Source organism: Mesorhizobium sp. CA5 (assembly GCF_020165105.1).
GTDB lineage: Bacteria > Pseudomonadota > Alphaproteobacteria > Rhizobiales > Rhizobiaceae > Mesorhizobium.
This window is the reverse complement of the sequence record NZ_JAIUHJ010000011.1, coordinates 189,123-204,932: the sequence shown is the minus strand read 5'-3', so window position 1 is coordinate 204,932 and position 15,810 is coordinate 189,123. Positions and strand designations below refer to the sequence as shown.

Genomic DNA, 15,810 nt, shown 5'->3' with positions numbered 1-15,810 from the left:
GATTCATTCGGTCTCCTTCCCACTTCAACCATACACCAGAACCAACACACAGGATTCTAGGGTCTGCGCGCGTCGCTGCGCTCCTTGCTCCGCCATAGAATGACGACCGCGAAGTGCTCTCAGGCCATCGCCAAGAAACAATGCGCTCTAAGCCTGTCCGAAGCGCTTGTTGGGCCAGTCGCTTTTGGCTTGCTGGCAACGGCCGATTGCCTCAGAAGGATACCGTCTATCTTCCTTCGGCCCGACCTTGAGCGCTCCCAGAAACAATGACGACAGCGCAACGCCGCCCGCGGCGATGCTTTTGATGCTGTGCGTCTATGTCTGCTTCACCTTTCTCGACACCTCCAGCAAATATCTGGTGCTGGCCGGCGTCTCGGCGCTGATCGTCGCGTGGGCCCGCTTCACCATGCATGTCCTGCTGGTCGGCATCTTCCTGCGCGGCTGGCGCGAGCCGGTTCGCTTCCGCGCCAACAACCTGCCGGCGCACCTCTTGCGCGGCGTCCTTTTGTTCGGCTCGACCATGTTCAATATCCTGGCGCTGCGCACGCTGCAGTTGGCCGAGACAACGTCGATCTATTTCTTCGGCCCGATGGTCATCACCGCGCTTGCCGGCCCGCTGCTCGGCGAATGGGCCGGCTGGCGGCGCTGGCTGGCGATTCTCACCGGCTTCGTCGGCGTGCTGATCATCACCAGGCCTGGCGTCGGCGTGTTCGGCATCGGTCATCTCTTCGCGCTTGGCTCGATGCTGTCGAACAGTTTTTACGTGATCATGACGCGGCGCATGTCGTCGACGGAGACCTCGGAGAGCCTGATCCTCTTTTCGGCGCTGGCGCCCGCCGTGCTCCTCCTGCCGCTGCTGCCTTTCTCGCTGTCATTGCCGCAGGATGGCTGGCACTGGGTCATCCTGTTGATGCTCGGCGTCTTCGGTGCCGGCGGCCACTATTTGCTGGTCCGAGCCTATCGTCTGGCGACCACGACCCAGCTCGCGCCCTATCCCTATTCGCAGATGGTGTGGATGATCATTTCCGGCTGGCTGATCTTCCACCAGTTCCCCGACCGCTGGACGCTGCTCGGCGCCGCCATCATCGTTGCCAGCGGGCTCTACATCATCCATCGCGAGCACCGGCTTCGCGTCCGCAACTCCGCCTCGCTCGACACCGAGGCCGAGGCGCTGGCGAAAAAACTTTGATTTGCGCCGAATCCGGTGGCATAAGGCCGTTTTAAAAAATTTAAAGACCCTGGGGAGCGAAGGGCACTGGCACAGAAGATCAAGCTTTCGACGATCGCGGATGCGCTCGGCGTGTCCACGGCAACGGTGTCGCTGGCGCTGCGCGACAGCCCGCTGGTCGCCGGCACGACGCGCGAGCGCATCAAGGAGCACGCCCGCGCCATCGGCTATATCTACAACCGCCGCGCCGCCTCGTTGCGCACCTCGCGCTCCGGCATCGTCGGCGTCGTCGTGCACGACATCATGAACCCGTTCTTCGCCGAGATACTGCGCTCGATCGAAAGCGAGCTCGACCGCAGCCGCCAGACGTTCATCCTGTCAAACCACTACGACCAGCTGGAAAAGCAGCGCACCTTCATCGACACGCTGCTGCAGCTCGGCGCCGACGGCGTCATCATGTCGCCGGCCATCGGCACACCGGCCGAGGACATCATCATGGCCGAGGAAAACGGCCTGCCGGCAGTGCTGATCGCGCGCACCGTTGCCGGCGCCGATGTGCCGGTGTTCCGCGGCGACGATGCCTATGGCACGGCGCTCGCCACCAATCATCTGATCTCGCTCGGCCACAAGCGCATCGCCATGGTCGGCGGCACCGACCAGACCTCGACCGGCCGCGACCGCTACCAGGGCTATCTCAACGCGATGGAGGCGGCCGGCGTGGAGGTGAAGCCGTCCTGGCGCATTCCCGGGCCGCGCACCAAGCAGGCGGGTTTCGAAGCCTCGGGACAGTTTCTGGCGCTGAAGGACAGGCCCACCGCTGCCTGCTGCTGGAACGATCTGGTCGCGATCGGGTTGATGAACGGCATCGCGCGCGCCGGCCTCGTGCCGGGCGTCGATATCTCGGTCACCGGCTATGACGATCTCGAGGAGGCGGCAATCGCGACACCGGCCCTGACCACGGTCTGGAACGGCCAGCGCGAGGTCGGCCGCCGCGCCGCCAGCGCCCTGCTTGACAAATTGAACGGACAGGCAGTGCGGCCCTCGCAGGAGCTGATCAAGCCGGAACTGCATGTGCGGCAGTCGACCGGCAAGCCAGTGGAGCGTGCATGAAGGCCGAAGGAAAATTGCCGGTCGCCATCCTTGTGCCGGGCGATTTCAACGACCATGCCCTCGGCCGCATCGACGAGGCGTTCAAGTGTGTGCGGATCGAACGCGCCGATCCGTCTTTGGTTACGGACGAGATCCGCGCCACGGTGCGCGGCATCGCCTCCTATGCAGGCATCGACGCGGCGATGATCGATGCGCTGCCCAATCTTGAGATTATCGCCAGCTTCGGCGTCGGCTATGATTCCGTCGACGCCGGTCACGCGGCGAAGCGCGGCGTCATGGTCACCAACACGCCCGATGTCTTGACCGAGGAGGTCGCCGATACCGCCATCGGCCTTCTGATCAACACCGTGCGCGAGCTCTACGCCGCCGAGAAATGGCTGCGCGACGGCGATTGGGTGACGAAGGGCAATTATCGCCTGAGCCGGCTTACATTGCGTGGCCGCCGCGTCGGTATCTTCGGCATGGGCCGCATCGGCCGGGCCGTCGCCCATCGCCTTGAAGCCTTCGGCCTGCCGATCGCCTATCACAACCGCCGCAAGGTCGAAGGCCTGGCTTACGAATATCACGCCACTTTGAAGGGGCTTGCCGAAGCCGTCGACACGTTGATCTGCATTGCCCCGGGCGGCGCCTCCACCGAGAAGGCGGTCAATGCCGAGGTCCTGTCGGCGCTGGGTTCGAACGGCGTCTTTGTCAATATCGGCCGCGGCTCGACGGTGGACGAGGCAGCCCTTGCTGCCGCCCTCAAGAGCGGCACCATCGCAGCCGTCGGGCTCGACGTCTTTGCCGACGAGCCGAACGTGCCGCAGGCCCTGCTCGATGCTCCCAACGCCTCGCTTCTGCCGCATGTCGGCTCGGGGTCGGTCCACACCCGCCGCGCCATGGCCGATCTGTGCGCCGACAACCTCGTGGCGTGGTTTACCGACCGCCGGCCGCTGACGCCGGTGCCCGAGACGCTCAACGTCAAGGCGCGAGCCTGAGGCGTTTCACCGTTTCAGGGAAAACGGCGAATTCACGGAAACGGCAAACCGCGCCTGTCTCTTTGCTTTGGTGCAATTCCGGACGGAAAGCCGTCCTGGAAATGCTCCAATCCGCACGCGTCGCCACATTTATTAACGCCCACTTAACCCTTTGGAATCATTCTGCATACTTGGTTATGTGCGGAGAGGCGGGGTGAAGCTGTTCGTTGGCTTGGCAGCATCGGCAGCGTTGTTCGGGGGCGTTCAGTTCCTGCATGGCGGCAACGGCCAAAGCGAGGCCACCGAACTCATCCCGACAAACGCCTATCGGCTGACCGCCAATGGCGATGAAGCGGCCTGCGCCATCCACCGCGGCGCCGAAGTCTCGGAAGGCCTGTCGTTGCTTTCCGTCGCCCCGAACTGCCGCAAGCTGATGCCTGGCATCGAGCACGCGAAATTCTGGCGCGAGCAGGCGGATGGTTCGGTCGCTTTCAGTGAGGACGGCGTCGATCCGATCGTCACCTTCGGCGTTGCCGATGGCAACGGCTACGAATCCTACGCGCCGGCCGCGCCGCTTCTGGCGCTGAGCACAAGCGAATAGCCGCAGAACTGTCCAGGCCTACTCTGCCGCGGCGCGGGCGCCTGTTTTAGCGGCCGCATGCAGGCGCACGGCATCGCCGAAGGCCTTGAAGATCTTGGCGGAATTGCTGTCCGACTTCACCCAGTATTCGGGGTGCCATTGCACGCCGACTGCGAAGGCGCGGGCATCCTTGACGGAGACTGCTTCGATCGTGCCGTCGCTGGCCAAAGCCTCGACCTGGAGCCTGGAGCCCAGCAGGTCGATCGCCTGGCGATGCAGCGAGTTCACCTTGATCTCGCCGGCGCCGAACACGCCGGCAAGGCAGCTTCCGGGCTTGATCGAGATCGTCTGGTGGATGCCGAAGCGCTCGTCCTGATTGTCGCTCACCGGCGCGCGGTGGTCGAGCGAGCCATCGCGCTCCTGGATCTCGGTGCCCAGCGTGCCGCCGAGCGCGACGTTCAGCTCCTGGATGCCGCGGCAGATGGCAAGCAACGGCACGCCGCGCTCGATCGCCTTGCGGATCAGCGGCAGCGTGGTTGCGTCACGCGCCGGATCGTAGGGGCCGTTGGCCTCGCTGGGATCGCCGCCATAGAGCGAGGGATGCACGTTGGACTTCGAGCCCGTCACCATGACGCCGTCGACCGACGACAGCAACTCGTCGAAATCGAGCCGGTCGCCGAAGGACGGCACCAGCAGCGGGAACACGCCGGCGCCGGCGACCGCCGCTTCCAGATACTGCTGGGGTGCCGCGTGCCAGGTGTAATTGTCGAACTGGCGGACGTCGGACGACACTGCGACGAGCGGTTGCTGCATTTTGGGTTTGGGTTCCTTCGAGAGCTAAGGAGTTAATCTGCCTACAAAATAGGCGATCTGAGGGCAGTTTGCCATGGCAAGTTTCGCTGCCTTGCATGGGCCAGCGGCAGGCTCGTTAGACTATAGTTGCACGCGGCGCCGGAATGGCTGCAACCCTCGCCCGCAACACTGGACTCGACTCTTTGCCTGTGTATGTTTCTTCCCCAACCGATCCGGGCACGAGGATGCCCTGACGTCGGTCAGCTGATCCGCAAGGGAGGAAACTTAATGGATCGTCGTTCTTTCATTCGCAAGGCCGGTGCGTCCGGCGTGGGCGCCGCGGCAGCCGCGGCGGCGCTTGCCACGCCCGCCATTGCCCAGTCCAATCCCAAGGTGACCTGGCGGCTTGCATCGTCTTTCCCGAAATCGCTCGACACGATCTATGGCGGCGCCGAAGTCTTCTCAAAAATGCTGTCGGAGGCGACCGACGGCAATTTCCAGGTCCAGGTCTTCGCCTCCGGTGAGCTCGTGCCCGGCCTGCAGGCTGCGGACGCCACCACGGCCGGCACGGTCGAGGCCTGCCATACGGTCGCATACTATTACTGGGGCAAGGACCCGACCTGGGCGCTCGGTGCCGCAGTGCCCTTCTCGCTCAACGCGCGCGGTATGAATGCCTGGCACTATCATGGCGGCGGCATCGACCTGTTCAACGAGTTCCTCGCCACGCAAGGGCTGTTCGGCCTGCCGGGCGGTAATACCGGCGTTCAGATGGGCGGCTGGTTCCGCAAGCAGATCAACACGGTGGCCGATCTCTCGGGCCTCAAGATGCGCATCGGCGGCTTTGCCGGCAAAGTTGTGCAGAAGCTCGGCGTCGTGCCGCAGCAGATCGCCGGCGGCGACATCTATCCGGCGCTGGAGAAGGGCACCATCGACGCCGCCGAATGGGTCGGCCCCTATGACGACGAGAAGCTCGGCTTCTATAAGGTTGCGCCCTACTACTACTATCCCGGCTGGTGGGAAGGCGGCCCGACCGTGCATCTGATGTTCAACAAGGCCAAATACGAAGAGCTTTCGCCGGCCTACAAGTCGCTCGTGCATACCGCCGCGCAAGCGGCGGACGCCAACATGCTGCAGAAGTACGACTATCTCAATCCGGCGGCGGTGAAGCGGCTTGTGTCGAACGGTGCCAAGCTGGCGCCGTTCAGCCAGGAGATCATGGCCGCCTGCTTCGAGAAGGCCAACGAGGTCTATGCCGAGATGGAATCCAACAACGCGCCGTTCAAGAAGATCTGGGAATCGATCAAGGCCTTCCGCAAGGAGCACTATCTCTGGGCCCAGGTCGCCGAATACAATTACGACACCTTCATGATGGTGCAGCAGCGCAACGGCAAGCTGTAGACCGCCGCCCTCCTTCTCCCCTTGTGGGAGAAGGTGGATCGGCGCGAAGCGCCGAGACGGATGAGGGGTGTTGGAAGGATCGCCGTCCTTGCCAAGCTGGAGCACCCCTCATCCGTCGCCTTCGGCAACACCTTCTCCCACAAGGGGAGAAGGGAAAACCGCGCCTAGCCAGATGACGGGCAGCGCCAGCGCCTGTACATCAGTGAACTGGAACGCTTTCCCAGGAAGTGGGTCAGCCTTGGCCCGGCACCACCAGCACCTTGACCTCGCCCGGCGCCGGCGGATTGGCGATCACGTCCGGTGCTTCTTCGAGGCTGACCTGCTTCGAGATCAGCCGGTCGATCTCGATCGCGCCGGAGGCGATCAGTTGCGCCGCCCGTCCATGCGTAAACGGGTTGAGGAAGGAGCCGAGCACCTTCAATTCGCGAAACAGAAGATCGAACGGCTCGATCTCCACCTTCATGCCTTGCGGCACGACGCCGACGATCACCACCGTGCCGCCCGCCTTTGCCATGCGCATCGACTGCTCCACCGTGTCGCGGACGCCGGCGCATTCCAGCACCACGTCGACGCCGCCGGGCGCCAGGCCATTCGGCCCGGCGACGGCCGCGATCGGGTCGCCGGCGCTTGGGTCAATCGTCGCGGTCGCGCCGAGTTCCTCGGCGAGCGCACGACGCGAAGCCTGCCGGGTCGACAGAATGATGGTCGCCGCGCCCGCGAGCTTGGCCAGCTGCACGACGAGCAGGCCGATGACGCCGCCGCCCAGCACCACGACCGATGCGCCCGGCCGGATCGCGGCCAGGTCGACGCCGTGCAGGCAGCAGGCGAGCGGCTCGCAGAAAGCGCCATGCGGCGGCTTGAGGTTTGCGGGCAGTCGGAAGGCTTGGCTTTGCGGCATCAGCACGTAATCGGCGAAGCCGCCGTCGCGGTGGATGCCGATGGCGCGCAGATTGCTGCAGAGATTAACGCGGCCGGTATGGTAATGGGCGCAGCGCCCGCAGGCAATGTTCGGATCGCCGGTGACGCGGTCGCCGACGGCAATGCCCGTCACCGCCGCGCCGACCGCTTCGACGATGCCGGAGAACTCATGGCCGAGCGTCACCGGCGGCGTGCAGGGAAATTCGCCATGGAAGAGGTGGCGGTCGGTGCCGCAGACGCCGCAGGCCTCGATGCGCACCAGAACGTCCTCAGGCCCGGGAACGGGTTTTGCGGCCTCGCGCAACCCGATCTTACCTACCGCTTCCAGCCGCACGGCTCTCATGGGTATCCTCAATTGAATTTGGGCGGCTGCGAGAGATCGGGCGCCGGCGCTGCCGGCTTGGCCGGCGTATCGCCGAAGCTCGGCGGCTGCGACAGGTCGGGCGTGCCGGGTGCCGCCGGAGCGCCGCCATTGGACGGCGCAGCTCCATTGTTGTTCGCCGGCGGCGTGCCGAGCGGCGACAGCGAAGGCATGTCGGGCAGCCTGAGGTCGATGGTGCTGGGCTCCACCGCGGCGCCCTTGTAGCGCATGACCATCTGCGGGAACGCGATGGTGAGCCCGATCATGATCACCTGGATCAGGACGAACGGCACGGCGCCCCAATAGATCTGCCCGGTGGTGATCGGCGCGATCTGCTTGCCGGTGATCCTGTCGAGGTAAGGCACGCGGGCCGCGACCGAGCGCAGGTAGAACAGCGCGAAGCCGAAGGGCGGGTGCATGAAGCTGGTTTGCATGTTGACGCCGAGCAGCACGCCGAACCAGATCAGGTCGATGCCGAGCTTGTCCGCCGCCGGCGCCAGCAGCGGCACGATGATGAAGGCGAGCTCGAAGAAATCGAGGAAGAAGGCGAGCACGAAGACCAGGATGTTGACGCCGATCAGGAAGCCGGTCTCGCCGCCGGGCAGCGATGTCAGCAGGTGCTCGACCCAGATATGGCCGTTGACGCCATAGAAGGTCAGCGAAAAGACGCGCGCGCCGATCAGGATGAACAGCACGAAGGCGGAAAGCCGGGTCGTCGAGGCCAGCGCCTGGTTGATGACGTCCGTCGTCAGGCGGCCCTTCATTGCCGCCATGATGAGCGCGCCGACGGCGCCCATGGCGCCGCCTTCCGTCGGCGTGGCGATGCCGAGGAAGATGGTGCCCAGAACCAGGAAGATCAGCGCCAACGGCGGGATCAGCACGATCACCACCTGCTGCGCCAGCTTCGACATCATGTTGATACGGAGCCGCTGATCGAGGATGGCGACGACATAAATGATGATGACGCCGACGGCGAAGCCGAGGATGTCGGCATTGTCGCCGTGGGTCGGCGCAAGGTAGCGATAGGCCGCGTATGAAATCGCGCCCGTCACCACGATTGCCACCAGCAGGGATATCACGCCATGGCCAAGCGTACGCGCCTCGAGCGGCAGCGCCGGCATCGAGTTCGGCCGGACGATCGACATGATCAGGATGTAGAGCATGTAGATGCCGGTGAGCACGAGACCGGGGATCAACGCGCCGGCATACATGTCGCCGACCGAGCGTCCCAGCTGGTCGGCCAGCACTATCAGCACCAGCGACGGCGGGATGATCTGCGCCAGCGTGCCGGAGGCGGCGATGACGCCCGAGGCGACGCGCCGGTCGTAGCCGTAGCGCAACATGATCGGCAGCGAGATCAGGCCCATGGCGATGACCGAAGCGGCCACCACGCCGGTCGTCGCGGCAAGCAGCGCACCGACGAAGATCACCGCATAGGCAAGCCCGCCGCGGATCGGCCCGAACAGCTGCCCGATCGTGTCGAGCAGGTCCTCGGCCATGCCGGAGCGCTCCAGCACGATACCCATGAAGGTGAAGAACGGTATCGCCAAGAGCGTGTCGTTGGACATCACCCTGGTGCCGTAGAAGTTATCGGGAAGCGCATGCAGCAGCGGCCAGGCAAGGTTGATCGACCCGCCGGAATAGGGCGACAGCACGACACCGATGAAGAAGAACATCAGCCCGTTGGCGGCGAGCGAGAAGGCTACGGGGTAGCCGATCAACAGGAAGACGACCAGCGAGGCGAACATGATCGGCGCCATGTTCTGCGCGATGAATTCGATCACGAGCGCACCTCGCCCGCGTGCGCCTTGGCTTCCTCGGCCAGCGCCTTGGCCTCGAGCTCGGCCTGCTCATGGGCCGAGATAAAAGGAGTGGGATCGTCCATGTCGCCACGCATGATGGCGATCTTCTTGATGATTTCGGAAATCCCTTGCAGCGCGAGCAGGAAGAAGCCGACCAGCAGGATGGCCTTGGCCGGCCACACGATCAGGCCGCCGGCATTGGTCGACATCTCGCCGCTGCGGAAGGAAAGCGACACGTAAGGCACGAAATAGATCACCATCAGCACCACGAACGGCATCAGGAAAAAGAGATGGCCGAAGAGGTCGATCCAGTGCTGCACACGGCGCGAGAACATGCCGTAGACAATGTCGATGCGGATATGGTCGTTCTGTTTCAGCGTGTAGGCGGCGGCCAGCATGAAGGCGGCCCCGAACAGGTACCACTGCAGCTCCAGCCAGGCGTTGGAGGAGATGTCGAACACCTTGCGGATGACGGCGTTGCCGGCGCTCACCAGGATCGCGAGCAGGATCAGCCACGACACCCAGCGGCCGATGAACTCGTTGATGCGGTCGATCGTCCTGGATAGAGCGAGCAGCCCTGCCATGCATAGTCCTCCCTGGTACCGGCAGCGCGCCCGATTCCCCCTCCGGTGTCGCGCCGCTTGGCCCAACGATATGCAGTGCGTGGTCCGGCAGGTCAACATGACAAAGCGACGGCAAACAGATCGGCAAGCCGCGCAGAGGCGGAATGCCGCCGCATGACGCCACGTCATGCAACCAAAAGTCTGGGAGCTCAGGCGATCTTGGCCTGGTCGCGTCCGGCGCCGATCAGCACCAGCATGGCGACGAGGAAGAGATAGATCCAGGCGTCGCGCCATTCGAGCGGGAAATAGCCGGCCCAGAGCGATTCCGCCATGCCGAAGGCCGCGGCACCAAGCGCCGCCTTGAGCGGCGACAGATAACCGCCGACCGCCGTCACGAACAGGATCTTGAGGCCGTAGACCAGCCCGGTGCCGAAGGAGACATTGCCATAATAGAGACCGGCAAGCACGCCGGCTAGGGCGGCGCAAAAGCCGCTGAACAGCACGGCGCGGCGGAACACGGCGGTGACGTCGATGCCGCACATCGCCGCCGCTTTCGGGTCGTCGGAGACGGCGCGCCAGGCGCGGCCGAAATGCGAATGCGAGAACAGCCAGGCCGCCAGCGCCACCACCGCGATGATACAAGCGCAATCGAGCAGCTGGATCACCGTGAGCGTCACCTTGAAGCCCTCACCCTGGGCAAAGATGACGGGGTTGGCGAGCATCGGCGGCAGCCATAGGTCATGCGTGTCGGCGGCAATGCGGCTCGCTTCCGACAGGAAGATGAGAATGCCGAGCGTCGTCACCACGATGGCGTTGGGCGAGCGGTCGGCGAGCCTCTCGAAAACGCTGCGCGACAGGACATGGCTGATCAGCGCGGCATAAAGCACGGCGGCGGCGACGCCGAGCATTACCGCGGCGGCCAGCGTCAGCCACAGCGCCTGATAGCCGAAGGCGGCGGTCAGGATCATCGTCTGGCCGCAGAAGGCGAACAGCGCGCCGTAAGCCAGGTTGGTGCGATGCAGGATGCCGTTGGTCAGCACATAGCCGAAGGCGAGCAGCGCATAGAGCGCGCCCGAATGCAGCCCGTTCAGCACCTGCTGGAAGAAATAGAGCATGCGATATCCTACAGGTCGTATGACGCGACCCCGCTGGACCGTTGCACTCGGAATCTAACTTGTCAAATGCGTTTTATCGGTTAGATTTCTGTCATGACGGTTTCCTGGACCCCGCACCGCTTCACCGGCGGCATCCTTGCGCTCGACACGGCGAACACCGTCGTGCTGCGCAACGATCCGCAAAAGTCCTTTGACCGTTTTGACGATCCGGCCGAGATCGCCCGCTTCGCCGAGGCGGCGAGCGGCTTTCGCGCGGCCGAGCTCGGCGGCCGAAGGCTGCAGGCGCCGGAGCCGGGCGAGATAAAGCCAGCCGTCGTCTCGATTCGCGAAGCGACCGACCGCCTGTTTCGTCATGCCGTATCGAACGGCGCGATTGCGACCAGCCACTTGCCGGACTTCCTCACGGCCTGCGCCGGCGGGCTGTCCGGCAGCGCGACCGAGATCGGGGTGCCGGGCCAGCCTTTCGGCGATCCGCAAACGCCGATCGCCTTCGAGGCGGCTTTGGCCGTCTCGGCGCTGTCGCTGCTGCGCGACGAAACGGTGGCGAGGCTGAGGATCTGTCCCAATTGCAGCTGGCTGTTCGTCGACCGCAGCCGCAACGCCAGTCGCCTCTGGTGCGACATGGCGGTTTGCGGCAACCGCCAGAAGGCAAACCGCTATTACCGCCGCCGCACAGCGGCGAGGGAGGTCAGCAATGCTTAGGAAATTGTCGCGTTCGGCTCTGGTCGGCGTCGCCTTGATCGCTGCATTCGCGCTTGGCGCCTGCCGCGACACCGGCAAGGAGCAACTCTTCGCCATCTCCGGCAAGCTGTTCGAGTTCAATTACCGGCTGGCCATCGCCACCTATGTCATCACGCTGAAGCCGCTGCGGCCGATGGTCGACGGCCAGGTCGCGGTGGTGAGCTTCCAGAATCCGGCGGGCGGCGATCCGCTCGTCGTCAACCAGAAGATCTGGCCGAAGCTGCCCCATATCACGCTCACCAGCCCGCCGCTCTCCTGCGTGGTCAAGGACAAGCCTTACAAAGTCTCTATCCGCATCCAGGATGCCAGCGGCACATTGCTGCAAAGCATCGACACCACCATGACCTCGTCGGAGGATCAGACGATGCTGCCGGACCGGCCGCTGGTGATCGGCCCGAAATACGAGCTCAACCCGGACCTTGCCGGCCATCCCGATGGCAAGCTGCCGGACGAGCAGAAGCCGGATTGCTCGAAAGCGACCTGAAACGCCCAGCGCTCACGAAATTTTTGTTCCTCGGGAAGCAGTTAGCGCGGTCTTGCATGCGCCGTCGGCCACTCGCCAGACCGTTTGTTGCGTGTTATCTGGCTGCTGCGATTTTGTTTGACCTCTCCGCCAAGGGAAGAAAGACTGCGGCGTCCCACTCCGACGTTGGCTGCCTGATTTGAGCCGCCTCCGCAGAGGAAATACCTGATGACGCTGCACGACGTCGCGCTCGACGACAAGTTCGACCTTGGCAAGGAGCGCGTCTTCCTGTCCGGCGCGCAGGCGGTCGTGCGCATGCTTCTGATGCAGCGCGAGCGCGACCGCCGCGCGGGCCTCAACACGGCGGGCTTCGTCTCCGGCTATCGCGGCTCGCCTTTGGGCGGCCTCGACATGCAGCTGTGGCGGGCCAAGAAGCAGCTTGCGGCTGCCGACATCGTCTTCCAGCCCGGCCTCAACGAGGAACTCGCCGCCACCGCCTGCTGGGGTTCTCAGCAGACCGAATTGTTGGGCGAGGGCACGCATGACGGCGTCTTTTCCGTCTGGTACGGCAAGGGGCCGGGCGTCGACCGTTCCGGAGACGTCTTCCGCCACGCCAATCTTGCCGGCTCGTCCAAGCACGGCGGCGTGCTTGCCCTGATGGGCGACGACCACATGGCCGAATCCTCGACGAATGCGCATGCCACCGAATTCCTATTCGTCGACACCATGGTGCCGATCCTCAACCCGGCAGGCGTCCAGGAGATCATCGACTACGGCCTCTACGGCTTTGCAATGTCGCGCTTCGCCGGCACCTGGGCGGCGATCAAATGCGTCAAGGACAACATCGAATCGACCGCCTCGGTCGACGCCTCGATCGAGCGTCTGGGCATCGTCATTCCCGAATTCGACATGCCGCTGGGCGGCCTCAACATCCGCCACGAGATCGACATGCTCGGCCAGGAAGAGCGGCTGCACGAGTACAAGCGCGCCGCCGCCTCCGCCTTTATCCAGGCCAATGGTCTCAACCGCATCGTCTATTCCGGCGGCCGCAATCCCAAGCTCGGCGTCATCACCATCGGCAAGAGCTATCTCGATGTCCGCCAGGCGCTGGAGGATATCGGCATCGACGAGGCGGCCGCCAACCGCATCGGCATCCGCCTGTTCAAGGTCGGCTGCCCGTGGCCGCTCGATTTCCAGCATATCGCCGAGTTCGCCCGCGGCCTCGACACCATCGTCGTCGTCGAGGAAAAGCGCTCTTTGATCGAGGTTCAGCTGCGCGAGAACCTCTACGGCACCGCCACGCAGCCGGTGATCGTCGGCAAGAAGGACGAACGCGGCGACTGGCTGTTTCCGGCCAAGGGCGCGCTCGATCCGAACGAGATCGCCATCGCGCTCGGCGAACGGATTCTGCGCACCATCGGCCCGTCGGAAGAAATCGCCGCGCGGCTGGCGAAGCTGCGCCAGTTCCAGGCGATGCTCGCAGACACTGTCGATATCGGCTCGCGCACGCCTTTCTTCTGCTCGGGCTGCCCGCACAATTCGTCAACCAAGGTTCCGGACGGCTCGATCGCCGCCGCCGGCATCGGCTGCCATTTCATGGCGCTGTGGATGGACAGGAATACGGTCGGCTTCACCGCCATGGGCGGCGAGGGCGCGCAATGGGTCGGACAGGCGCCGTTCTCGAAGCGCGACCACATCTTCCAGAATCTCGGCGACGGCACCTATAACCATTCCGGCGTGCTGGCGATCCGCTTCGCGCTGTCCTCGGGCGCTAACATCACCTACAAGATCCTTTACAACGACGCCGTCGCCATGACCGGAGGCCAGCCGCATGAGGGCGGCCTGACCGTCGACATGATCGCCAGACAAGTGCGCGCCGAGGGCGTCGAGCGCATCGCCGTCGTCACCGACGAGCCCGACAAATATGCCGGCAAGGCCGATTTCCCGGCCGGCGTCAGCATCCATCACCGTGACGACCTCGATCTCGTCCAGCGCGAGTTGCGTGGGCTCAAAGGCGTTTCCGTTCTCATTTACGACCAGACCTGCGCCGCCGAGAAACGCCGGCGCCGCAAGCGCGGCACCTTCCCCGATCCGGACAAGCGCCTCTTCATCAACGAACTGGTCTGCGAAGGCTGCGGCGATTGCGGCGTCCAGTCGAACTGCGTCTCGATCCAGCCGGTCGAGACCGAATTCGGCCGCAAACGCCGGATCGACCAGTCGAGCTGCAACAAGGACTTCTCCTGCCTCAACGGCTTCTGCCCGTCCTTCGTCACCGTGCATGGCGGCAAGATCAGGAAGGCAGAGGGCATTGCCGGCAAGGCCGATCCTCTCGACGGCGTGCCCGCGCCGGCTGAATTCCGCATGGGCACCCAGGGCTGGGCGGGGATCATCGACGGGGTCGGCGGCACCGGCGTTGTCACCGTCGGCGCGGTGCTCGGCATGGCCGCGCATCTTGAAGGGAAGGGCTGCGGCATGATCGACATGGCCGGCCTCGCCCAGAAGGGCGGCTCGGTCTTCACCCATGTCCGCATCGCCCCGACGCCCGAGGATATCCATGCCATCCGCGTTTCGGCCGGCAAGGCCGACCTTGTGCTCGGCTGCGATCTCGTCGTCTCCGGCGCCAAGAAGGTGCTGGGCGGGGTGCGCGAGGGCCACACGATCTTCCTCGCCAACACCGCCGAGATCATGCCCGGCGAATTCACCCGGTCCGCCGACTTCTCGCTGCCGATCGAGCGGCTGAAGAAGGCGATCCGGGCGGCGGCCGGCGACGACAAGGCGCATTTCTTCGACGCCACCCGCACGGCGACGGCTTTGTTCGGCAATTCGCTGGGCGCCAACATGTTCATGCTCGGCTTCGCCTTCCAGCATGGCGGACTGCCGCTTTCCGCCGAAGCCGTTGAAAAGGCGATAGAATTGAACGGCGAGGCGGTGCCGATGAACATCGCGGCCTTCCGCTGGGGCCGCCGCGCCGCGCATCAGCCCGATTTCGTGCGCGGCCTGGTCAGCCAGACGGACAAGCCGGCTTCCCGACCGGCGGAGACGCTGGACGATGTCATCGCCCGCCGTGTCGCCTTCCTTACCGCCTATCAGAACGCAGGCTATGCCAGGCGTTACGCCGACCGCGTGGCGACGTTGCGCGCCGCCGAAGCCAAGGCCGTGCCCGGCTCGACCGCAGTGACCGAGGCCGTCGCCAGGAACCTCTTCAAGCTGATGTCGATCAAGGACGAGTATGAGGTGGCGCGGCTCTACACCGACGGCACTTTCGCCGCCGACCTCGCCAAGCAGTTCCAGAGCTACGACAAGCTCGAGTTCCATCTCGCGCCGCCGATCCTCGGGCGGCGCGGCAATGACGGCAAGCCCCGCAAATCGAGCTTCGGCCCGTGGATGATGAAGGGCTTTCGGCTGCTGGCGGCGATGAAGGGCCTGCGTGGAACCGCCTTCGACCTTTTCGGCTACACGGCCGAGCGGCGCATCGAGCGGCAGTCGCTGAGGGCATACGAAGCCGATCTCGAGCTGATCGCCGGCGCGCTGGCGCCGGGCAGGATGGAAGCCGCGACGGCCCTGGCCTCCGTGCCGGCGCTTATCCGCGGCTACGGCCATGTCCGGCAGGCCAGCGCCGACAAGGCGGCGGGCGAGCGCTCGCGTTTGATCGAGCGTTTGAAGCAAGCCCCCGCGGAGCCTTCGCTTCGGGCGGCGGAATGATCGCGCCGGCGCGTTGGACGCCGCGCCAAAATCCCGAATCCCTTATCCGTCCTGCTTATAGCAACCCTCTGCAACCGTCGCCGCGCGCCGTTCTAAGCCTTTCTTAAGGCGGGGTGTGGCATGACAAGGCGTAGTGTTGGG

General features: G+C 64.7%; 13 protein-coding genes. 8 read left to right on the top strand and 5 right to left on the bottom strand.

Going from position 1 to position 15,810, the window contains the following annotated elements; all coding sequences use genetic code 11:
- The first annotated feature begins 304 nt into the window (after positions 1–304).
- From LB529_RS16830 to LB529_RS16815, 4 genes are all read left to right on the top strand, one after another.
- Positions 305–1,189 carry a DMT family transporter gene (locus LB529_RS16830; RefSeq protein WP_224638127.1) on the top strand — a complete coding sequence of 295 codons (885 nt, stop codon included), beginning with the start codon at positions 305–307 and terminating at the stop codon, positions 1,187–1,189.
- A gap of 66 nt (positions 1,190–1,255) precedes the next feature.
- Positions 1,256–2,278 (top strand): LacI family DNA-binding transcriptional regulator, encoded by a 1,023-nt coding sequence (locus tag LB529_RS16825; protein ID WP_224711714.1) that lies wholly within the window; start codon positions 1,256–1,258, stop codon positions 2,276–2,278.
- On the top strand, positions 2,275–3,255 hold the full coding sequence (locus tag LB529_RS16820) for a 2-hydroxyacid dehydrogenase (protein ID WP_224711706.1): 981 nt from the start codon (positions 2,275–2,277) through the stop codon (positions 3,253–3,255). Before LB529_RS16825 ends, LB529_RS16820 begins: the two co-directional genes overlap by 4 nt.
- 193 nt (positions 3,256–3,448) lie before the next feature.
- Positions 3,449–3,835 (top strand): hypothetical protein, encoded by a 387-nt coding sequence (locus LB529_RS16815; RefSeq protein WP_224711705.1) that lies wholly within the window; start codon positions 3,449–3,451, stop codon positions 3,833–3,835.
- Between the two features lie 18 nt (positions 3,836–3,853).
- On the opposite strand, the gene LB529_RS16810 is transcribed toward LB529_RS16815, so the two are convergent.
- A complete protein-coding gene (locus LB529_RS16810) occupies positions 3,854–4,627 on the bottom strand; it encodes a gamma-glutamyl-gamma-aminobutyrate hydrolase family protein (RefSeq protein WP_095769386.1) in 774 nt (257 codons plus the stop codon).
- A gap of 267 nt (positions 4,628–4,894) precedes the next feature.
- Between LB529_RS16810 and LB529_RS16805 the strand changes: the two genes are divergently transcribed.
- Positions 4,895–6,004, top strand: a complete 1,110-nt coding sequence (locus tag LB529_RS16805; RefSeq protein ID WP_095769385.1) for a TRAP transporter substrate-binding protein — start codon at positions 4,895–4,897, stop codon at positions 6,002–6,004.
- A gap of 232 nt (positions 6,005–6,236) precedes the next feature.
- Here LB529_RS16805 and LB529_RS16800 read toward each other — a convergent pair whose 3' ends face one another.
- From LB529_RS16800 to LB529_RS16785, 4 genes are all read right to left on the bottom strand, one after another.
- Complete coding sequence (locus LB529_RS16800) at positions 6,237–7,265, bottom strand: zinc-dependent alcohol dehydrogenase family protein (RefSeq protein WP_224711704.1); 1,029 nt, start codon at positions 7,263–7,265, stop codon at positions 6,237–6,239.
- Between the two features lie 8 nt (positions 7,266–7,273).
- Positions 7,274–9,064 (bottom strand): TRAP transporter large permease subunit, encoded by a 1,791-nt coding sequence (locus LB529_RS16795; protein ID WP_224711713.1) that lies wholly within the window; start codon positions 9,062–9,064, stop codon positions 7,274–7,276.
- Positions 9,064–9,669: a TRAP transporter small permease subunit gene (locus tag LB529_RS16790; RefSeq protein ID WP_224545344.1), complete on the bottom strand. Its 606-nt coding sequence runs from the start codon at positions 9,667–9,669 to the stop codon at positions 9,064–9,066. Before LB529_RS16790 ends, LB529_RS16795 begins: the two co-directional genes overlap by 1 nt.
- Before the next feature lie 188 nt (positions 9,670–9,857).
- Positions 9,858–10,763 carry a branched-chain amino acid ABC transporter permease gene (locus LB529_RS16785; protein WP_140844787.1) on the bottom strand — a complete coding sequence of 302 codons (906 nt, stop codon included), beginning with the start codon at positions 10,761–10,763 and terminating at the stop codon, positions 9,858–9,860.
- A gap of 93 nt (positions 10,764–10,856) precedes the next feature.
- Here LB529_RS16785 and LB529_RS16780 point away from each other — a divergent pair, with 93 nt between their 5' ends.
- The 3 genes from LB529_RS16780 to LB529_RS16770 all read left to right on the top strand — a co-directional run bounded on the left by LB529_RS16780 (position 10,857) and on the right by LB529_RS16770 (position 15,669).
- Positions 10,857–11,465 (top strand): CGNR zinc finger domain-containing protein, encoded by a 609-nt coding sequence (locus tag LB529_RS16780; RefSeq protein WP_095769381.1) that lies wholly within the window; start codon positions 10,857–10,859, stop codon positions 11,463–11,465.
- Positions 11,458–11,988, top strand: a complete 531-nt coding sequence (locus tag LB529_RS16775) for a hypothetical protein (RefSeq protein ID WP_224711703.1) — start codon at positions 11,458–11,460, stop codon at positions 11,986–11,988. Before LB529_RS16780 ends, LB529_RS16775 begins: the two co-directional genes overlap by 8 nt.
- A 207-nt stretch (positions 11,989–12,195) precedes the next feature.
- Positions 12,196–15,669, top strand: coding sequence for an indolepyruvate ferredoxin oxidoreductase family protein (locus LB529_RS16770; RefSeq protein ID WP_224711702.1), 3,474 nt, complete (start codon positions 12,196–12,198; stop codon positions 15,667–15,669).
- Positions 15,670–15,810: the final 141 nt, after the last annotated feature.

Coding starts and splice junctions, on each gene's coding strand:
- LB529_RS16830 (WP_224638127.1), top strand. CDS start 305: ATGCTGTGCGTCTATGTCTGCTTCACCTTTCTCGACACCTCCAGCAAA.
- LB529_RS16820 (WP_224711706.1), top strand. CDS start 2,275: ATGAAGGCCGAAGGAAAATTGCCGGTCGCCATCCTTGTGCCGGGCGAT.
- LB529_RS16810 (WP_095769386.1), bottom strand. CDS start 4,627: ATGCAGCAACCGCTCGTCGCAGTGTCGTCCGACGTCCGCCAGTTCGAC.
- LB529_RS16805 (WP_095769385.1), top strand. CDS start 4,895: ATGGATCGTCGTTCTTTCATTCGCAAGGCCGGTGCGTCCGGCGTGGGC.
- LB529_RS16800 (WP_224711704.1), bottom strand. CDS start 7,265: ATGAGAGCCGTGCGGCTGGAAGCGGTAGGTAAGATCGGGTTGCGCGAG.
- LB529_RS16790 (WP_224545344.1), bottom strand. CDS start 9,669: ATGGCAGGGCTGCTCGCTCTATCCAGGACGATCGACCGCATCAACGAG.
- LB529_RS16785 (WP_140844787.1), bottom strand. CDS start 10,763: ATGCTCTATTTCTTCCAGCAGGTGCTGAACGGGCTGCATTCGGGCGCG.
- LB529_RS16780 (WP_095769381.1), top strand. CDS start 10,857: ATGACGGTTTCCTGGACCCCGCACCGCTTCACCGGCGGCATCCTTGCG.
- LB529_RS16775 (WP_224711703.1), top strand. CDS start 11,458: ATGCTTAGGAAATTGTCGCGTTCGGCTCTGGTCGGCGTCGCCTTGATC.
- LB529_RS16770 (WP_224711702.1), top strand. CDS start 12,196: ATGACGCTGCACGACGTCGCGCTCGACGACAAGTTCGACCTTGGCAAG.